At 43.4% G+C, this 16429-nt stretch carries 19 protein-coding genes; 1 reads left to right on the top strand and 18 read right to left on the bottom strand.

What is annotated here, in order from left to right; genetic code table 11:
- Nucleotides 1-2: 2 nt before the first annotated feature.
- The 3 genes from VB077_RS04060 to VB077_RS04050 form a co-directional block, all read right to left on the bottom strand.
- Nucleotides 3-2672, bottom strand: a complete 2670-nt coding sequence (locus VB077_RS04060; RefSeq protein WP_323413938.1) for a molybdopterin-dependent oxidoreductase — start codon at nucleotides 2670-2672, stop codon at nucleotides 3-5.
- A 379-nt stretch (nucleotides 2673-3051) separates the two neighbouring features.
- On the bottom strand, nucleotides 3052-3393 hold the full coding sequence (locus VB077_RS04055; protein ID WP_323413937.1) for a glutaredoxin domain-containing protein: 342 nt from the start codon (nucleotides 3391-3393) through the stop codon (nucleotides 3052-3054).
- A gap of 57 nt (nucleotides 3394-3450) precedes the next feature.
- A complete protein-coding gene (locus VB077_RS04050) occupies nucleotides 3451-4344 on the bottom strand; it encodes a LysR family transcriptional regulator (RefSeq protein WP_323413936.1) in 894 nt (297 codons plus the stop codon).
- Nucleotides 4345-4502: 158 nt separating this feature from the next.
- Between VB077_RS04050 and VB077_RS04045 the strand changes: the two genes are divergently transcribed.
- Nucleotides 4503-5531, top strand: a complete 1029-nt coding sequence (locus VB077_RS04045; protein ID WP_323413935.1) for a YeiH family protein — start codon at nucleotides 4503-4505, stop codon at nucleotides 5529-5531.
- 1 nt (nucleotide 5532) lies between these two features.
- Here the strand turns inward: VB077_RS04045 and VB077_RS04040 are convergent, their stop codons facing one another.
- From VB077_RS04040 to VB077_RS03970, 15 genes are all read right to left on the bottom strand, one after another.
- Nucleotides 5533-6084: a TlpA disulfide reductase family protein gene (locus VB077_RS04040; RefSeq protein ID WP_323413934.1), complete on the bottom strand. Its 552-nt coding sequence runs from the start codon at nucleotides 6082-6084 to the stop codon at nucleotides 5533-5535.
- 26 nt (nucleotides 6085-6110) lie between these two features.
- Nucleotides 6111-6818, bottom strand: coding sequence for a cytochrome c biogenesis CcdA family protein (locus VB077_RS04035; protein WP_323413933.1), 708 nt, complete (start codon nucleotides 6816-6818; stop codon nucleotides 6111-6113).
- Nucleotides 6819-6828: 10 nt separating this feature from the next.
- The gene (locus VB077_RS04030) at nucleotides 6829-7524 is read right to left on the bottom strand and encodes a hypothetical protein (protein WP_323413932.1); all 696 of its coding nucleotides are present in this window, start codon (nucleotides 7522-7524) and stop codon (nucleotides 6829-6831) included.
- 14 nt (nucleotides 7525-7538) lie between these two features.
- Nucleotides 7539-7721, bottom strand: a complete 183-nt coding sequence (locus VB077_RS04025; protein ID WP_323413931.1) for a histidine kinase — start codon at nucleotides 7719-7721, stop codon at nucleotides 7539-7541.
- Nucleotides 7714-7923, bottom strand: coding sequence for a DUF362 domain-containing protein (locus VB077_RS04020; RefSeq protein WP_323413930.1), 210 nt, complete (start codon nucleotides 7921-7923; stop codon nucleotides 7714-7716). The genes VB077_RS04025 and VB077_RS04020 overlap by 8 nt, the downstream gene beginning before the upstream one ends.
- Before the next feature lie 76 nt (nucleotides 7924-7999).
- Complete coding sequence (locus tag VB077_RS04015; RefSeq protein ID WP_323413929.1) at nucleotides 8000-8200, bottom strand: zinc ribbon domain-containing protein; 201 nt, start codon at nucleotides 8198-8200, stop codon at nucleotides 8000-8002.
- A 14-nt stretch (nucleotides 8201-8214) separates the two neighbouring features.
- Nucleotides 8215-9573 (bottom strand): radical SAM/SPASM domain-containing protein, encoded by a 1359-nt coding sequence (locus tag VB077_RS04010; RefSeq protein ID WP_323413928.1) that lies wholly within the window; start codon nucleotides 9571-9573, stop codon nucleotides 8215-8217.
- A 242-nt stretch (nucleotides 9574-9815) separates the two neighbouring features.
- On the bottom strand, nucleotides 9816-10448 hold the full coding sequence (locus VB077_RS04005; protein ID WP_323413927.1) for a methyltransferase domain-containing protein: 633 nt from the start codon (nucleotides 10446-10448) through the stop codon (nucleotides 9816-9818).
- Between the two features lie 50 nt (nucleotides 10449-10498).
- Entirely contained in the window at nucleotides 10499-11377 is an 879-nt protein-coding gene (locus VB077_RS04000; RefSeq protein ID WP_323413926.1) for an NAD(P)/FAD-dependent oxidoreductase, read from the bottom strand.
- A 102-nt stretch (nucleotides 11378-11479) separates the two neighbouring features.
- Entirely contained in the window at nucleotides 11480-12760 is a 1281-nt protein-coding gene (gene trxB / locus VB077_RS03995) for a thioredoxin-disulfide reductase (RefSeq protein WP_323413925.1), read from the bottom strand.
- A 210-nt stretch (nucleotides 12761-12970) separates the two neighbouring features.
- Nucleotides 12971-13369 (bottom strand): helix-turn-helix transcriptional regulator, encoded by a 399-nt coding sequence (locus VB077_RS03990; protein ID WP_323413924.1) that lies wholly within the window; start codon nucleotides 13367-13369, stop codon nucleotides 12971-12973.
- A gap of 37 nt (nucleotides 13370-13406) precedes the next feature.
- Nucleotides 13407-14273, bottom strand: a complete 867-nt coding sequence (locus tag VB077_RS03985; RefSeq protein ID WP_323413923.1) for a CoB--CoM heterodisulfide reductase iron-sulfur subunit B family protein — start codon at nucleotides 14271-14273, stop codon at nucleotides 13407-13409.
- Nucleotides 14270-14854: a 4Fe-4S dicluster domain-containing protein gene (locus tag VB077_RS03980; protein ID WP_323413922.1), complete on the bottom strand. Its 585-nt coding sequence runs from the start codon at nucleotides 14852-14854 to the stop codon at nucleotides 14270-14272. The genes VB077_RS03985 and VB077_RS03980 overlap by 4 nt, the downstream gene beginning before the upstream one ends.
- Nucleotides 14826-15239 carry a 4Fe-4S dicluster domain-containing protein gene (locus VB077_RS03975; protein WP_323413921.1) on the bottom strand — a complete coding sequence of 138 codons (414 nt, stop codon included), beginning with the start codon at nucleotides 15237-15239 and terminating at the stop codon, nucleotides 14826-14828. Before VB077_RS03975 ends, VB077_RS03980 begins: the two co-directional genes overlap by 29 nt.
- A gap of 33 nt (nucleotides 15240-15272) precedes the next feature.
- Entirely contained in the window at nucleotides 15273-16283 is a 1011-nt protein-coding gene (locus VB077_RS03970; RefSeq protein WP_323413920.1) for a CoB--CoM heterodisulfide reductase iron-sulfur subunit A family protein, read from the bottom strand.
- Nucleotides 16284-16429: the final 146 nt, after the last annotated feature.

Below are 16429 nucleotides of genomic sequence, written 5' to 3'. Positions count from 1 at the left end.
CCTTACTTTGTTACGCGAACGGTGAATTCTTGACTTCTGAATGCACTCACGAGAGGTTCAACCTGATAGGGAATTAAAGTATTGACCGCTGTTCCGACTCCCACAGCATTTTTCAACAATGGGTTTTCAGTTCCGAATGATGAAGCCATAAAAACGGTATCAGGACGAACCATTTCGGTTACAAAGGCTTTAATTTGAGCTTTTTGACCGCTAACCAAGTTTTCAACCCTTACGGTATCGCCGGTTTTAATCTTTAACATTGTTGCTTTTTGAGGATTAATCCATAGACCCATAAATTCATTTTCCTTGACTTTGGATAGTGCCATGAGGATGGGGTTATTAGCGTTCGTGGAAGCGTAAGAAACGGTTGGCACTTTTCCATATATAAAGTTGAATTCATCCGGTTTCTTCGCTTGGTTTACTTGCGGAGGAATATAACTGAGTCCCGGATTCCAGCTCTGGGAAGGACCTTGCTGCATCGTAAAGCCGGCAAGCATTAAGGAATATATTTCGGCCCGTCCGGAAGGAGTCGGCACCGGTAAATCTTTAAATAGTGTTGCATGCTCCCGCATTTTATCAGCTGTCTCAACAACAAGAACGCCTTTTTCGCGGAGGATTTGTTCAAGCTTATCCGCCGACATACCCAGATTCTTTGCATGTTGCTTAAAGGAGACATTACGCAGAGCTTTAGTGTAGGTTTGCTGGCCTTTAACTGCTTTACCAACTTGTTCTTGGAGATCTTGGAGATTCATACCGCTAAGCTCAGAAATCGTTTGAACTAAAGGATCTGTTGCCCCAAAAGCTTGGGCAAAGCCAAAAAGAATGTCCGCAGTTCCTTTTAACTCTGGGCTAGACTCAACTGCACTAAACCGAGTGGTAATTGCATGATCAGTGGAAGGGCCAGCTCCATAGATGAAAGGCTCATCCCGTTCAATGTAGTTCTGATTCGGGAAAATAACGTCCGCATAAGCCGCGGTATCCGATGGGACGATATCGATTACTGCAAGTATCCCAAGATTAGGACTTGACAACATCTTCTTCCAGCGAGATTCAGGATAGTAATGACGAACAGGATTTGCTGCATTCATCAATATGGCTTTAATTCGATAAGGCTCGCCGTTATATTGCAGCTTGCCATCTATCGCTTCCTCCAGCCCATAATCAGAGAATGCCGGCATAACTACGCCCGGTCTACCGGCCGCTTTTTCCGCCATCGAATGGGCCATGGCAAATGAAGGATGATTGTGTTGCCATGAACTTGGATCAAAGAACTTACCGGCAGCGGTCATTGGGAAGTTCATCCCAGGAAGTTTTAAAACCGGAGTTGGCTTACCCTCTTTCATGTTCTTTACAAAATGAAGAAGTTTTTCCCGATATTCACCGGACATGAGCCAGCCGCCGGTGGTATCAATGCCGCCGACCAAGGCTTGAACAACGCTTTGTAAACGACGGGTGTTTATCATATTGCCATAACGGGCACCATGCCAGCCCGGATCAATTAGGGATGGCCGTGTTTGTCCAAATTCAATGGCGATTTTTTCAATCGTAGCCGCCGGGATATCTGTTTCTTGTTCAGCCCATTCCGGGGTAAATTTCGCCGTTTGTTCAATCATATATTGGAAAATCGTTTTTGGCTTCTGACCATTCATCTCAAAATTTTTAGGTACTTCCAACGCGGGAACAAGATTTTTGCCCTCTACATCGACCATATTTGTATTGTTATACCCGGGGAGTTTACGGACCTCGCCGCTGACCTGATCAAGTACCCAGAAAGCCGTTGGGTTGCCTTTTTCATCATTTTCCATCATCGGAACGACCATTCCCTGATGTTCAACAGCCAGGAAAGGCATATTTGTGTGTTTAGTTACAAAATTAACATCATATAAACCTTTGCGAAGGATGACATGAATCATAGCTAGGAAAAAGGCTGAATCCGTCCCGGGTTTGATCGGGAGCCATTCATCCGCTTTTGCCGCCAACTCAGACATACGCGGATCTAAAACAATAACTTTCGCGCCCCGTTTTTTCGCTTCGGCAAAACGGACTAAACGACTGGTTGATGCTGCCGCTACGCCAGAGTTCGTTGCCGAAAAAATAATGTATTTAGCATTTTCAAAATCAGCGAGAACTTCATCATGGAAATTAAAGTTACCGGTTACGAGGTCATTGCCAAAGTGACCGGCGGTAACGCATTGCTGCATAGGAGCGGCTACAATATTCGGCATCTGCAATGTAAAAGCAAAAGCCAAAGCTAAGGGCATATAAAATACGCAGGAAGTCCAGCCGCCAATCATTGCCATTTCCCAAGGTTGAACTTGGTGCTCTTGCATTTTCTGCATGAAATATTGGGTTGCTTCCTCCCATGATGCAGGCCGGAAATTCCATTCACCCCGTTTTGATCCGGCAACCCGAATTAATGGAGTTGTGAGACGACCTTCATCATAAGTTTGTTTTAATCCCGCTTGACCGCGTGCACAGGTTTTTCCTCGATTCAAAGGACTATTGGGATTTCCTTCAATCTTAACGGCGGTCTTTTTACCGTTTACTTCTTTAACTCCGATGCGCACATTACAAACCGTTGAGCAAAAATTGCAAATACTTGGAACCCACTCAACATCACGTGAAGCAGTGGTTTGTTTAGCTGCCACGTTGCGTTCTTTTAAAGAACTCATCGCAAGGACCTCCTCTGTTCAAATTTTCACTTTTAGTGAGAGCATACCCTTTTTCTAACTTTTTTGCGAACGACAAAAAGCGTCAAATATTGGGATTATTATCACTAATCATCCAATTTTTCGCTGTAGGTCATTCATTCTTAGTTTATCCCCTGTACCCCGGGTGGGTAGATATTTACTAGACAAGAATATGTTGATTTTACCTTATAAAACCTTTTATAAAACCTTATTTTTACCTATATTACCTTTGCAAAATATTTGTTATATAAAAAATGAAGGGGAAATTATAGCGGCGTAAAAAAAAGAAGCTGATGCGCAAACATTGGTCTGCACCAACTTCATTTAAATCTATAAAGCCCCTTGAACTCTCGCGCCTCGGTTAATTAGGCGTAACATTAAATGTATGTGAGCATTTTGGGCAAGTCACTTTAATTGTTCCTTTGTCAATCGGAACTCTCATCTTTGAATGGCATTGCTCGCATTCGACAACTCGGTGATCAACAAGTTTTAGTATTTTTGCTTTATCTAAGCCTACCACAACATCATCGCCAATTAAAAACGTGGGTACGCCGCTGATATTTCTTCGCATCAATTCAGCTCGAGCTTGATCATCCTTGTTAATATCCTTTTCTATAAAGTGAATTTTTTTCTGCGAAAGAAACTCTTTCGCTACTTTACAGTACGGTCAGGTTTTCGTTGTAAATAAAATAACCTCTTTCATTTTAATCCCCCTCGTTTGATATTTCAGCGGCATCGCGGGCTTCTTCCATCGCAGCAATTATACTCTTATTCCCGCACGCAGTTCTTCCACAAAGACTTCGGCAGCTTTTGTAAAAAAATGATCAGGCATACGTGCAATTACAAATTCTCGAAAGGGCTCAATTTCATCGAGGTGAAGCGGTACAATCGCTAGTTCTCCTGACGCCAACTCCCTCTCGATAATGATGCGGGAAACTAAAGCTATTCCCAGCCCGCTAACCACCGCAGCTTTAACCCCTTTATTGCTGCTGAATAGATAAGAATGCTTCATGTTCAGGTTAAGGGTTTTTAAAAAATGGTCACTAAACTCGCGAGTGCCGGAACCTGCCTCCCTTAATATCCAGATTTGATCGTCCAGATCTTTCATTGTTACCTCATTCGCCATTGTCAGCGGATGTTCCGGCGGAGCAATCAATACCATTTCATCCTTCATAAACTGTTGAACAATAAAATCAGAATTACTGATTCGTCCTTCAACCAAAGCAATATCCAAGCGATTCTGGCTAAGGCCCTGGGCAATTTCTTCAGTATTCGAAATGGTTACGGAAACATTGAGATTAGGATATTTTGTGGCAGTCTGACTAACCACCTCGGGCAGGATGTATTCTCCTATAGTGTAACTTGCTCCGATTCGCAGGCTTCCCGAAACCACACTTTGCATTTGATTAATTTCTTCTTTGGCCTGCATATAAAGATTGATAATTTGACAGGACTTTTCATAAAATATTTCACCGGCCGGGGTAAGCTCAACATGTTTGGATGAGCGGTAGATAAGCTTTGTCCCAAATTCACTTTCCAAGTTTCGAACGCTCAAGCTAACCCCCGGTTGAGATAGAAATAAATCTTCTGCCGCTTTAGAGAAGCTTTTTTCTTCTACAACTTTATTAAAGATTTTAAGTGGTTCAATGATCAAGATATCCTCTCCCTTAAGCATATTATAACACTTACCCATAAATGAGTTATAACACTTATCAATAAATCAGATTATGAATTCATATTGGTTTTCCTGCCTCACACATTGTAAAGTAACATATGCAACTGATCAGTTAAATTAAATATTAGGAGGATATCATGTCTAATATTAATATTCTATCGGAAAGCCTGCTTTCCTCGTCCAAATATGATACTTTGCGTTTCTTCTTAGGTATTTTATTTACGGGAGTTATTGCCGCAATGGGTACGGGATTATCTTATTTACCTGTGGCCAATAAAATAGGCGCTATGCTCTGTGCCATTTTAATTGCGGTGCTTTATCGCAATACTCTTGGATATCCTGAAGCACTTCGTTCAGGTATTCAGTTTACAGGACAAAAGATCTTGCGTTTTGCTATTATTTTATACGGTTTTCGTCTAAATATTAATATGGTTCTTCGGCAAGGACTACCCTTGTTGCTTCAAGGTGCGCTTACCATTGTCCTTGCTATAAGCATTACACTGATTATATCCAAATATCTTAAAGGAGACAAAGAGCTCTCCTTGCTCTTAGGCTTGGGAACCGGAATATGCGGAGCAGCGGCGATCGCCACTGTCGCTCCGATCCTTAACGCCAAGGATGAAGATACAGCTATTGGCGTAGGTATAATCGCTCTGGTAGGTACGATTTTCACGCTTGCCTATACTATCCTCTACCCTTATTTAGGTTTAACTCAAGTCCAATACGGAATGTGGAGCGGACTTACCCTGCACGAGATTGCCCACGCAGTCGCCGCGGCTGTTCCGGCAGGGTCTGATGCCTTGGAAGGGGCCTTACTCGCCAAACTGGGAAGAGTCTTTCTTCTGATCCCTGTCAGCTTAATCCTTGTTTTATGGATGCGCCATAATTCAAAGGAAAACCCCGAAACTGCTCAAAAGCCTTCGTTTCCTTGGTTTCTTTTAGGATTTATGCTCACCAGCCTTATCGGCACCTACCTTTCAATTCCTACCCGGGTCTTGGATTCCATTGCAACTCTTTCCTCATTCCTGCTTGCGACCGCCATGGTTGGACTCGGATTGAACGTTCACATCGGGAGCTTGCGCTCGCGGGCACTTCGTCCCTTAGCAGCAATGCTGGTTGCCTCAATCACAATATCAATTGTCTCCTATTTGATTATCGTCTTTTAAGCTATTTAACAGCCCCCAGCATGGACCGCATTGAATCATATGTCATAGGACCCACAAGCTTCTTTTGAATGACCCCCTCAGAGTCTATGATAAAGCTCGCCGGTATTGAGGATACCTTGTAGAGCTGACCCACTTTTCCACTCTCATCCAGCACTACAGGAAATGTAATACCATTGCCCTCTATAAAAGTCGGAACATCTGTCCGGCTTTTTTCTGCGCTTGTTAGATTGACACCCAAAATTTCAATCCCGTTTTGATGATTATCGGTATAGAATTTTTCCATATCCGGCATCTCTTGTCGGCAAGGCGGACACCAGCTTGCCCAAAAATTAAGAATAAACTTTTTTCCTTTGAGACTTGAAAGGGTAATTGTTTTGCCGTCTAATGTCTGAAGTTCAAAATCAGGAGCTAAGTTACCCACTTCAAGACCAACGCTCAAGCCCTGATCTTTGTTTTCGGAAGTGCTGTTCGGTCGGCTATTGTTACCCTGAACACTGGCAAAACCCCAAAGACCTAAGGCAACTAAGACAATAATAGCTAAGTATTTTTTCATTCACACCCATCTCCTCTAACCTAGAATTATAGCGTAAATTGGGATAACCATGCGCTCATCTTTTGGAGTTGACCTGTAAATAATAATAAACCCATACCCACTAAAATCCACCCGCTGATCATCGAAATGATTCCCAATTTACGGTTAATAGCCCTCACGACCTTAAACGAATATGTAATGATTAAGGATATCGCCAGAAAAGGAATTCCCAACCCCAGGGAGTAAACGAAAAGCAAAAACATTCCATTATATACCGTTTCAGCTGATCCGGCGATTAAAAGAATAGAGGATAGGGCTAAGCCAACACATGGAGTCCAGCCTGCTCCAAAGGAAACCCCCATGATCAAAGATCGCCAAATCGAGTTTCCTGTCGCTTGGCTGCCATCCCAGCGTTTCTCCATCATAAGGAAACGGAGTTTCAACACTCCCGCCATTTGCAACCCCAGCATAACAATGAGGAGTCCGCTGATCTTTTGAATAAGCTCTCGATTATTCGTAAAGAAACGCCCTAAAGCACTCGCTGAAGCGCCCATGAGCACAAAGATAATACTAAATCCAAGGATAAAACTAACAGAACGCGTTAAAAGCACCCGTTTAGAAACCTCGATCCGATTGTCTCCATAGGTTGAACCTGTAAGATTAGCTATATAAGCTGGAATCAAAGGAAATACGCAGGGCGAAAGAAATGATAGTATCCCTGCTGTAAAGGCAAAAAGTATTGAAACATTCTCCATAGGGCTCCTCCTAAGCGTCCTTTTTAGTCCTGTCTGCCGGTAAAAAGTCAAGCCCAATGCACACTGCAGCAAGGATTATGAAGTTAATTTGATCTTGCGCAAAACCCAGCCAAACATTTTGTTTTAATGGATTTAAAAATGAAACGAAGACCTGCCCGAGGCTGAACCATAGTAAAGCCCGGTTGAGGTTCTTTAACCTTGCAATCTTTGCGCCACTATGAAAATGAAGATAATACAGCACAACTGCAATAAGGACTTGACTTCCGTAAACCCATGCTTTGTTCATGTTTCCAATAAGAGCAAATATAGAATATACTCCCATAGCTACTAAAAAGGCGGCCGCTAAAAGATCCATATAAAGCCAGATTGAATTACCCTCTTTTTTCGCACGGTAGTAAAAAAAGGCGACGGCAGTGACAATAGCTAACCAAACTCCCCGCTCTCCCCCTGAAAAATAGAGTAAAGATGAAGGATGAGCAAGGACACGTACCGGCTCAAAAAGGATAAAGCTGAATTTCCAGATTGCGATCGCAAGAATAAAAGCGATCTCAAGCGTTTCAATAATTTGATTTTTATTGGAATCCGCAATACTTTCGATACGTTTCAACCGAAAAGTAACATTATAATAACCCAAAAACGCTGCCATGGCTATGACTAAACCTTGGATTTGGAGTACAAACGGACCTATCTGAAGAGTTGAGCTCATTTTTACCCCCAGTTTTACACTGACTTATTTTTACCTAAAAGCTGCCGCAGCTTATCGATTTCTTCCTCCAGTTCCTCTAGCTCAATAAGCATAGCCGGCTTTATGGAGTGAGCTGGCCAACGCAATTTGAGGTCAGCTAATTCCTTCTGCAACACATCAAGACGCTCCTCAGTCATCTTCCTTTGATTCTCATCCATGTGCGCTAACCTCCCCTTTGGTCTCACGGAAAGTAATCGCCCCCTGCATACAGACCTCCATACATGCTTCACATTCAATGCATAGGTCCGGATTCACGACCGCTAACTGTGAAAGCATTTGGATTGCATTCTGCGGACAGGCATGAACACACCTCTGACATCCTCGGCAGAGTTTTTCCAAAACAAATGCAGCTAAAGACATCCCAACTCCTCCCCCAAAGTCAACCTTAAAGCCCCTTAATTTTATCAAGAAACACACGGTTTCCCTAGCATCCGGCTCAGCCAAACCCAGATGACCTTACGGGTGCTGCACCAGCGCTGCCGGTAGCTTTACTTCCCCCAATATTAACCGCCGTAAATCGTTGATTAACCTTCGGGCTTTCACATTGCGGACACTTTTGCTGATCTTTTTGGCTAATGCTGCAAAACACTGAAAATTTATGTCCACACACCTGACAAATCATATCATAGCTTGGCATATCTGTATTCCCCCCTAAAAACCCATTTTAAGAAGATCATCACCATAATATTTTAGACCTAAAGTAAGGATTTCTTTGATTGGCCGACAGTCCGGTCCTTGCACACGACCCGTCCGATCCTTCGCAATGGCACCACAACCGCCGCCACAGATTAAACTGACATCACAATCCTTACATTCGGGGATGGTTAATACACTTCGTTCTTCCCATTCTTTGGCTTCTTGTTCCTTAACTGTATACTCGGGATAAAAAGTTCCAAGTTTATATTCATCTTGTCCGGCACTTGCCGTACACCCATAAATATCACCATAGAGATCATAGACCCATTCCGTTTTACACGCCGGACACGTATCATAACTTGGTAAATAGAGTTCTCCCGTCTGAACCAAATGATTGATCCCTTTGAATTCAGGCTTGTGGAACTTTTTAAGAATAGGATATTTTTCGGCTAACTCTATAAACATCGCCCAATGCTCAGCCTGACCCAGTAAATGATCGGGCATCGCATAGCATTCAAATAATTCATAATTGCGGCCGATTGCCGTTTTGAACCGCTGAGGCGGAAGATCCAACCAGCCTCTCCGGTCAAAATCCTCGGCTAAAGTTACCAAATCTTTAAAGTTCGTTTTATCAACAACGGCCCTTAGATTAATCGGAATTTCCCGTTGAATTGCCGCCGTAAGGCCCTCCATAATACGATCATAGGATCCTTGTCCCCCTGCGGTAGGACGACGAAGATCATGAATAGACTTCGGTCCATCAACCGTTACCTGAATTTCCTTAATCTCTGCCTGCTGTAGAATATCCAGATATTCCTGCAAATCATAACCGTTTGTAACCGCTGAAATCGCGTACCCGCCCTGTGCCGCTTCTTTAACAATGTAGTCAATCATTTCTTTCTGTTTAACGGAATTTTTCAAGGCCTCCCCGCCAAATAAGGTAATAAAGGGTTTACGGCCCGGAAACTTCTGAGCTAAATGTTCAAAGAAAGCGTCAACGACATCTTTCGTTACAAGATCCTTTTTGTGTTTAATTCCATTTTCATAGCAATAAGGGCATGCGAGATTACAGGTATACGTAGGTACAAACAAAACTTGCGGTGCCGTTTCATTAAGAGCGTTATTGAATTCCGGCAACCGTTCTTGCAGACGCTGATTCTCCGCTTCCTTATCCTGATAAAGATAGCCTCGGCTTTGCAGGTAATTTAGGAATTCAATATCCTCTATCACTTCTCCTCTCTTCAAGGCTTGCAGTTTCTCATAATCTTCCTGGGGAACAAGATCAAACCCACCGGAAAGCGAGTTCAAAATAGCATACGGAAATTTCGGGTTTTCTTTCATCGGCAAAATTAAATTATATTGACTAAAAAACATCTTCCCACCCTTTTCTTTCAAACCGACTCCTATAAGGAGAAATAATTATCAAAAAAGCGGCAGACTTTCTCCGCCGCCACCCTAATTAGTCGTGGCAACCCGCGACGATTTGGGAAGACTTCGAGCAACATTGTGCAACAGTCAGTGCTAGACTTGAGTTGCAACAGGTTGACGATGTTGAAGTAATTGGACGCACCACTCTCACCCCCCTTCTAAAGTGCCCCTGCACTTTTCTCAATTATTTATTCTTTATAGCCTTGGAAGGTGCGACTGATCATTTCATATCCATTTTTTAAATAGCGTCGTTCTTTAAATACTTCAATTTTAGTAAAACCAGCGTTACTCAAAGCTTCTCCATATTCCTGAACAGTGATTGCTCCCCCAAAACATTCGGCAATGGCTTCCGGGTCTTCTCTAATCTCCCGCGGTAAAGGCTTTTCAGTCATAATATCTGATACGATAAAACGACCGCCTTGCTTCAGAACACGATGTATTTCACGATAGACGGCAGCTTTATCCTCAACGTGGTTAATTGCACAATTGCTTAGAACCGCATCTAGGCAATCATGTTCAAAAGGAATCTGATCCATAGAAGCCATAATAAATTTTGCATTCTTAACTCGCTCTTTCTGTGCTCGCTCCTTGGCAAGGTCAATCATGCGCGGTGTTAAATCAAGACCCCAGGCAAAGCCTTTTGGCCCCACGCGTTTTGCTGCTTCTATCGTTTCTCCGCCCCGGCCACAGCCCAAGTCGAGAACCTTTTCACCTTCTTTTAAATTAAGATATTGAATATTTCCCCCGCAGCTTAAATTCGCATCTTTATCCTCTTCTGTATACCTTTTCACAATCTCAACAATCGGCACAATTTCTCCCATCCTCAATCCACTTTATTGTTTAAATCTATAATCAATTATCCTTTGGACGCCTATTTCTTTAGTCCATCCAGATACTTAATAGCATGCAAAGCCGCTGTTCCGCCCTCACCTGCAGCTTTTATCAACTGATAGGGCTGGCCCGTACTGTCTCCCGCTGCAAACAAACCCGGAACATTCGTTTCTAAATGATGATTGACAGCCACGGCTCCATTATCCATTTGGAGACCCGGAACTAATTGCTCCGTAGGCAAAATATCACGCAAGAAGAAAACACCGTCGACGTCCAGTTCCTCTTGCCCAAGTGCGAGCGTCTCAACCTTCTGGTTCCCTTTAATCTCTTTTACTTTATCCTTCTTTAGCTCAATTCGTTCATCCAGTTTACCGACTTCTTTATAGAAGGGGATATAATAAACTTTTGAGCAAAGATCCGCCATAAAGTTTGCTTCATTCTCGCCTTCCCGATCATAGGAAACAATTGCCACAGTTTTTCCTTTATAAAGCGGGCCATCACATGTTGCACAGTACCCTACACCACGACCCAGAAACTCAGCTTCACCCGGTACGAGTTTTTGAACGGAGACCCCCGTGGCTAAAATCACCGCATCCGCTTCAAAGGACTGATCCTTCCCAACTAACATAAACGGAGGTCCCGGATAAATGTTCGTGACTTTCAGTGATACAATTTCTATTTCCATTTGTTTCAGATGATTTAAGAAACGCTGGCGCAGTTCCTCCCCTTTAATTTCTGGAAATCCCAAAAAATTATCAACTTGGGGAGACTTCGCGAGTTTGGGGCTGCAAAAATCGGAGCCTAACAAGACGAAATCCCGTTTCCGAATCTTTGCATTAAGCGCAGCGGCCATACCAGCCGGTCCGCACCCCACAATCGCTAACTCATAATGTGTTTTAAGTCGAAAGTCACTTGGCATAATTAGTTCACTCCAGCTTTTAATTTCTCAATCACTTGCTTTAACTTCTGGTCTAAAATTATTTGGAGTTTACCCCCAGTTTTAAAGTTTTATTCATCCGAACTATTTATGTGACGCCAAATAGCGTTCAGCATTAACTGCCGCCACTGCCCCATCACCGACAGCTGTAGCGACTTGACGGACAGTCTTGCTCCGAACATCACCCGCGGCAAAAACACCCTCGATATTCGTTCTCATCTCATCATCCGCTTCAATATATCCCCAACTGTTGATTTTTAATTGATCCTTCAGAAGTTGGGTACGGGGCTGCATTCCGATATAGACGAATACCCCGTTTGCTTCAACCGTGCTCTCACTATGGTTTAAAACATTTTCTATTTTAACGCCTGTCAGATGTTTATCCCCAATAATTGAACGCACTTCCGAGTTCCAAATGACGCTGATCTTAGGATTTGCCATTGCTTCTTCCTGAGCTGTCTTTGATGCTTGGAAGTGATCAAATTGATGAATAATTGTAATATGCTTTGCAAACTTCGTAAGATATATGGCCTCCTCTACGGCTGAATTTCCTCCGCCGACAACAATAACATTATCGGCCTCCTGGTACATTGCCCCATCACAGGTTGCACAGTAGTGAACTCCATTTCCTCGAAAATCCGCTTCTCTTTCTGCCGGAAGACGGCGTGATTCCGCACCTGTTGCAACAACAACTACAGGGGCCCGATAGACTGCATCTTCAGTGACAATCTCTTTTACTTCGCTGCTTAAGCCAACACTGAATACTTCTTTCAGATCATGAATTTCTGCACCAAAGCCCTTCACTTGATTGATCATATTTTCCATAAGATCTTTGCCGCCGATAGTTCCCACGGTTCCCGGATAATTCGCAATATGATACGTGGTTGCAGCTTGACCGCCGGCAATTCCTTCCTCTATTACAATTGTCCTGAGCCTTGAACGGGAAGCATATAATGCGGTGGTTAAACCCGCAGGTCCCCCGCCGAGGACAAGTACATCTGCATCAATAACTTCTTTTTCAATTTGTTCGGGTTCGATTCCCAGCAAATTTTCTAAAGCAATTCTCATTTGCGATTTGGCAATATACCCCGTTAATCGTTCTCCGACTTCTTTCCCGTTTTGAAAGAAAAGAACGGTTGGGCTTCCTTTGACACTAAGACGCTCCGCAAGCGGACGATACGTTTGCCGCATCATTTTAACAAATGTAACTTGCGGAAACTTTTCTGCCATACGTTCGTAAATCGGTGCTAATTGGGCACAAGGCGGGCAATCCTCGGAAAAGAAATCTAGGACTAAGAGACCTTTGTTATGGTCTAATTCATTTTCAAATTGTTCCGCTGATAGATATAAAATTTTGTCACTCATTTAAATCTCCCCTATCTATACCAATAGTATGCACATTTATTAAGGAATCATCATTATGCTTGTTCCCTTACCCCAGGGGGGTATATTTACAATATATGTGATTTCTGCTTTTTTGTCAATAGTAGGACATCCTCTGCTAACAAAAAATTAATAAAAAAACTGCGCCAACCTTTGCGGTTTGAAACGCAGTTTTTATCATATAAATGAAAGCTAATTTTGAGCAGGCAGTTCCTTTTTAATCAGAAGATAGAACTCCTGATATATTTCATTTTTCTTCTGCTCGGGTAATGAAGACATGCCAATTTCTTTTAGTGCATCCTGCAAGATTGGATGCTGATCCACTTCTTCTCGAGCAATGAGTGGGGCTTTTCCAAGACAATTATAGATATAGTTTTCATCAAGGCTGCAATTATCAGACAGGCTCCTAATGAAGGAATCATCAGGAATCCGTTCTCCTCGTTCAACTTCCCTTAAATAAGAAGGATTTACTCCTAACCTCATGCTCAAGTGCTGCAAGGAAAAATTTCGACGTACTCGACAATCGTGGACATAACGCCCAATTTCAATATAGATATCCTTGTTTTGTTTTAGTTCTTTATTTATCGTCATATTTAAGGGCTCCTTTTACCTTTGAGCGAGTTAGATTTTAGCTTATTTTAGCCGTCACGGCTGCGGTGCTAACGACATGTTTACGAGTCCCTAACTCCGAATGGGGAATACCCAAAGCCATTCCCAGGAGTTCTGTAATATACATAACCGGAACTTTGGTTTCTTTACCCGTGGCTTTTTGAATAGCGCTTTGCCGTAAATCTAAATTAGACATACACATGGGACAGGCGGTTGCTATGGCATCCGCATGCGCCTCTTTAGCCTGATGAACAATTCGGCCGGTCAGTTCAAGGACAACCTCCTGCCGGGTAAGAACATGGGCTGCCCCGCAACAGTCTGTTTTCGCGCCCCAATTCACAACTTCTGCTCCTAACGCTTCCAGCAAACGGTCCATACTTTGTGGATTGATGGGATCATCAAACTGAGCAATTTTCGCGGGTCGTGTCAGCACACATCCATAATAAGGAGCAATTTTCAAGCCTTTTAACGGTTTCTTCACCTTTTTGGCAATGTTCTCTATGCCGACGCGATTGACTAAAAGGTCAAGAATATTGAGTACGTGAACGTGGTTATCAAATTTCATCTCAATTGCTTTTTGAACATTTTGATGCGTTTTTTTATCTTTGGCGCACTCTACCTCGGCAGTACGCAAATGGCTGAAACATGCCGCACAGGGAGCCATAATTTCTTTCATCCCTGCTTTTTCCGCTAGGGCTAAGTTTCGAGCCGACAAAGACAAGGCTAAAAGATGATCCGTTTGGTGGGCGGGCGTTGAGCCACAGCAATTCCAATCTGGGATTTCATCGAGCTGTACGTCTAATGTTTTAAAGACTGCCTGTGTTGATGATTCATAATTTTTCGCGGTGGAATGGAGGGAACACCCAGGGAAGTATCCAATTCTCATCTTGCATGTCCCCCTTGCATTTTCTCGACATTCTCAAAAATCCTGGCTACAGCGCTTTGTCCTTGGATCTTATGACCCAGCATATCACCGGGTCCCATAATTCCTTTTAAAAACATAGGCGGACCGATTGGAATTAAGGAAGCGGCATCCTTGACGAATTGACCTTGACTCAGCATGTTTTTAAGCATCAGATTCACTTCATGCATACGGCCAAGATTTTTCACTTCTCCGAGGAAAATCTCATTCATTTTAGGAATCTTTTTCTCATTGGTAATATATCCTTCTTCTTTAGCCATAGCTCTAAGGACATTGATGACCTCAAAAAGCTCAAAACCTGCAGGGCATTGGGCCCCGCATGTTCCGCATTGAACACACATCTGAATGGCTTTACTTGAGAGCAATTGGTCTTTCATGTTGTACACAATCATTTCCAAAATGGAATTAGGAGCATAGTCCATAATTCCTGAAAACGGGCACCCGCCCGAGCATTTACTGCATTGGTAACATTCCTGAACCTTCTGCCCACTGCGGGCTTCAACCTCTTCCAAGAAGCTATGCTTCTCGTCCATCCATACTTTCACTCGCTTCACCCTCTCTCCGGTGTTTCGCACAGTGGTTAAATTTATGATAAATCAGCGACGGCTGCAGATATTTTGGCTCAACGCCTCGTTCCTCCGCCACTCCCCTAAGCACTGACATAATTTCATTTAGAGGCAGCCCAACAGGGCAGATGATTTGACATCCGGAACATTTTTTCCCACACAGCCAAATAGTTCGACTATCCAATACCCTTTCATCCTGGCAATCCAACAAGGATTCGATGATTTGACGCGGGGTAAGATCAAATTCATCTGTAAAAGCACAGCCTCCCCCGCACTTTGAGCATTGGAGACAAGCCGTTAGAGGTCTCTGGATACCTAGTTCGACTTGATTCCGGATTCCGTCTTCATTAATACGCAAGCGCATTAGATTCACTTCCTTGCTTCAAGTGATCGGATTTTACCGGGCTAAAATCAAGGCCTCAGTAGCCGCTAACCCGCCCATAGCTACTGCGCTTGCGATTTCCATAGGTTGAGTACAACTTCCGGCTAGGAATACTCCCTGTTTTGTAGAGTGACAGGGACGCACATTCGCTTCTACTTCTTGGAAAAACCCGTACTCATCGGTTTCAATTCCAAGGATTCCGGCTAATTCACGGGAACCTGTCGGCGGCTCCATGGCCGATGCCAAGACAACTAAATCGGCTTCCACTTCAATCGGGTTGCCAATGAGCGAATCCTCAGCGCGAACAAGGAGTTTGTCTCCTTCCGGCAAAACTTTCGCAACCCGTCCACGAATATAACGAACATTATATTCTTCCATGGCTGAGCGGATAAACTCTTCATACCCTTTGCCTAAGGCACGGATATCGATATAGAAGACATAATTTTTAGATTCCGGATTTGCTTTTTTCATCATAATGGCGTGTTTCGCAGAGTAGGAGCAGCAGATTTTTGAACAATAGCGATGTCCTTTGGCTTTATCGCGGGAACCGACACAGTGAACAAAAACAACCCGGGCTTTGCCTTTAGGAAGGCGTCCTTCGGCTGCCATCTTTTCAAATTCCATACTTGTGACCACTTTAGGGCTGCTTCCATAATAATATTCCGTATAGGCTGTCGGCTCCATATAATGAAATCCCGGAGCCACAATAATGGATGCCACATTTTCCGTTCGGGACCCCTTGGAAGTGTTTAACTCTACCGTGAAATTTCCGGCCTCGCCGCTGACTTTTGCCAAGGTTGTTTCTTTTAAAATCTCGATCCCCGCGAGGGATTGAGCGACATCCATTTCTTTATTCAGCAAGGCCTTCGCATCACCCAGAACCGGAAAAGTGAAAGTTAATTTAGCAAAGTTTCCGCCGAGTTCCTTTTCTTTTTCAATCAGGATCACTTGACCGCCATTTTGGGCAACCTTTTCCGCGGCCGTAATTCCTGCGATTCCTCCGCCGATAACTAACGTTTTCTTCACGTTCATTCCTCCTCGTATAATATGATTTGTTCCTAGCTCCACGAGTCCTTTTTAAATGGAACGTGGAGTTTTAATTTAGCCAAGTTATAACTGGAAATTTCTTTGAGCAATAGGGTGCGCGCAGTATAACGCATACCCCATGCAGC

It is taken from the genome of Desulfitobacterium sp. (assembly GCF_034927245.1).
Classification (GTDB): domain Bacteria; phylum Bacillota; class Desulfitobacteriia; order Desulfitobacteriales; family Desulfitobacteriaceae; genus Desulfitobacterium_A.
Note: the sequence above shows the minus strand (reverse complement) of the source record. Positions and strands in the feature narration are given on the sequence as shown.

Excerpts from the sequence above, each read along its gene's own strand:
- VB077_RS04010 (WP_323413928.1), bottom strand. The coding sequence starts at position 9,573 with ATGTTTTTTAGTCAATATAATTTAATTTTGCCGATGAAAGAAAACCCG.
- VB077_RS04020 (WP_323413930.1), bottom strand. The coding sequence starts at position 7,923 with ATGTCTTTAGCTGCATTTGTTTTGGAAAAACTCTGCCGAGGATGTCAG.
- VB077_RS04040 (WP_323413934.1), bottom strand. The coding sequence starts at position 6,084 with ATGAAAAAATACTTAGCTATTATTGTCTTAGTTGCCTTAGGTCTTTGG.
- VB077_RS04005 (WP_323413927.1), bottom strand. The coding sequence starts at position 10,448 with ATGGGAGAAATTGTGCCGATTGTTGAGATTGTGAAAAGGTATACAGAA.
- VB077_RS04000 (WP_323413926.1), bottom strand. The coding sequence starts at position 11,377 with ATGCCAAGTGACTTTCGACTTAAAACACATTATGAGTTAGCGATTGTG.
- VB077_RS03985 (WP_323413923.1), bottom strand. The coding sequence starts at position 14,273 with ATGAGAATTGGATACTTCCCTGGGTGTTCCCTCCATTCCACCGCGAAA.
- VB077_RS04030 (WP_323413932.1), bottom strand. The coding sequence starts at position 7,524 with ATGAGCTCAACTCTTCAGATAGGTCCGTTTGTACTCCAAATCCAAGGT.
- VB077_RS03975 (WP_323413921.1), bottom strand. The coding sequence starts at position 15,239 with ATGCGCTTGCGTATTAATGAAGACGGAATCCGGAATCAAGTCGAACTA.
- VB077_RS03990 (WP_323413924.1), bottom strand. The coding sequence starts at position 13,369 with ATGACGATAAATAAAGAACTAAAACAAAACAAGGATATCTATATTGAA.
- VB077_RS04060 (WP_323413938.1), bottom strand. The coding sequence starts at position 2,672 with ATGAGTTCTTTAAAAGAACGCAACGTGGCAGCTAAACAAACCACTGCT.
- trxB (WP_323413925.1), bottom strand. The coding sequence starts at position 12,760 with ATGAGTGACAAAATTTTATATCTATCAGCGGAACAATTTGAAAATGAA.
- VB077_RS04015 (WP_323413929.1), bottom strand. The coding sequence starts at position 8,200 with ATGCCAAGCTATGATATGATTTGTCAGGTGTGTGGACATAAATTTTCA.
- VB077_RS04045 (WP_323413935.1), top strand. The coding sequence starts at position 4,503 with ATGTCTAATATTAATATTCTATCGGAAAGCCTGCTTTCCTCGTCCAAA.
- VB077_RS04035 (WP_323413933.1), bottom strand. The coding sequence starts at position 6,818 with ATGGAGAATGTTTCAATACTTTTTGCCTTTACAGCAGGGATACTATCA.
- VB077_RS04025 (WP_323413931.1), bottom strand. The coding sequence starts at position 7,721 with ATGGATGAGAATCAAAGGAAGATGACTGAGGAGCGTCTTGATGTGTTG.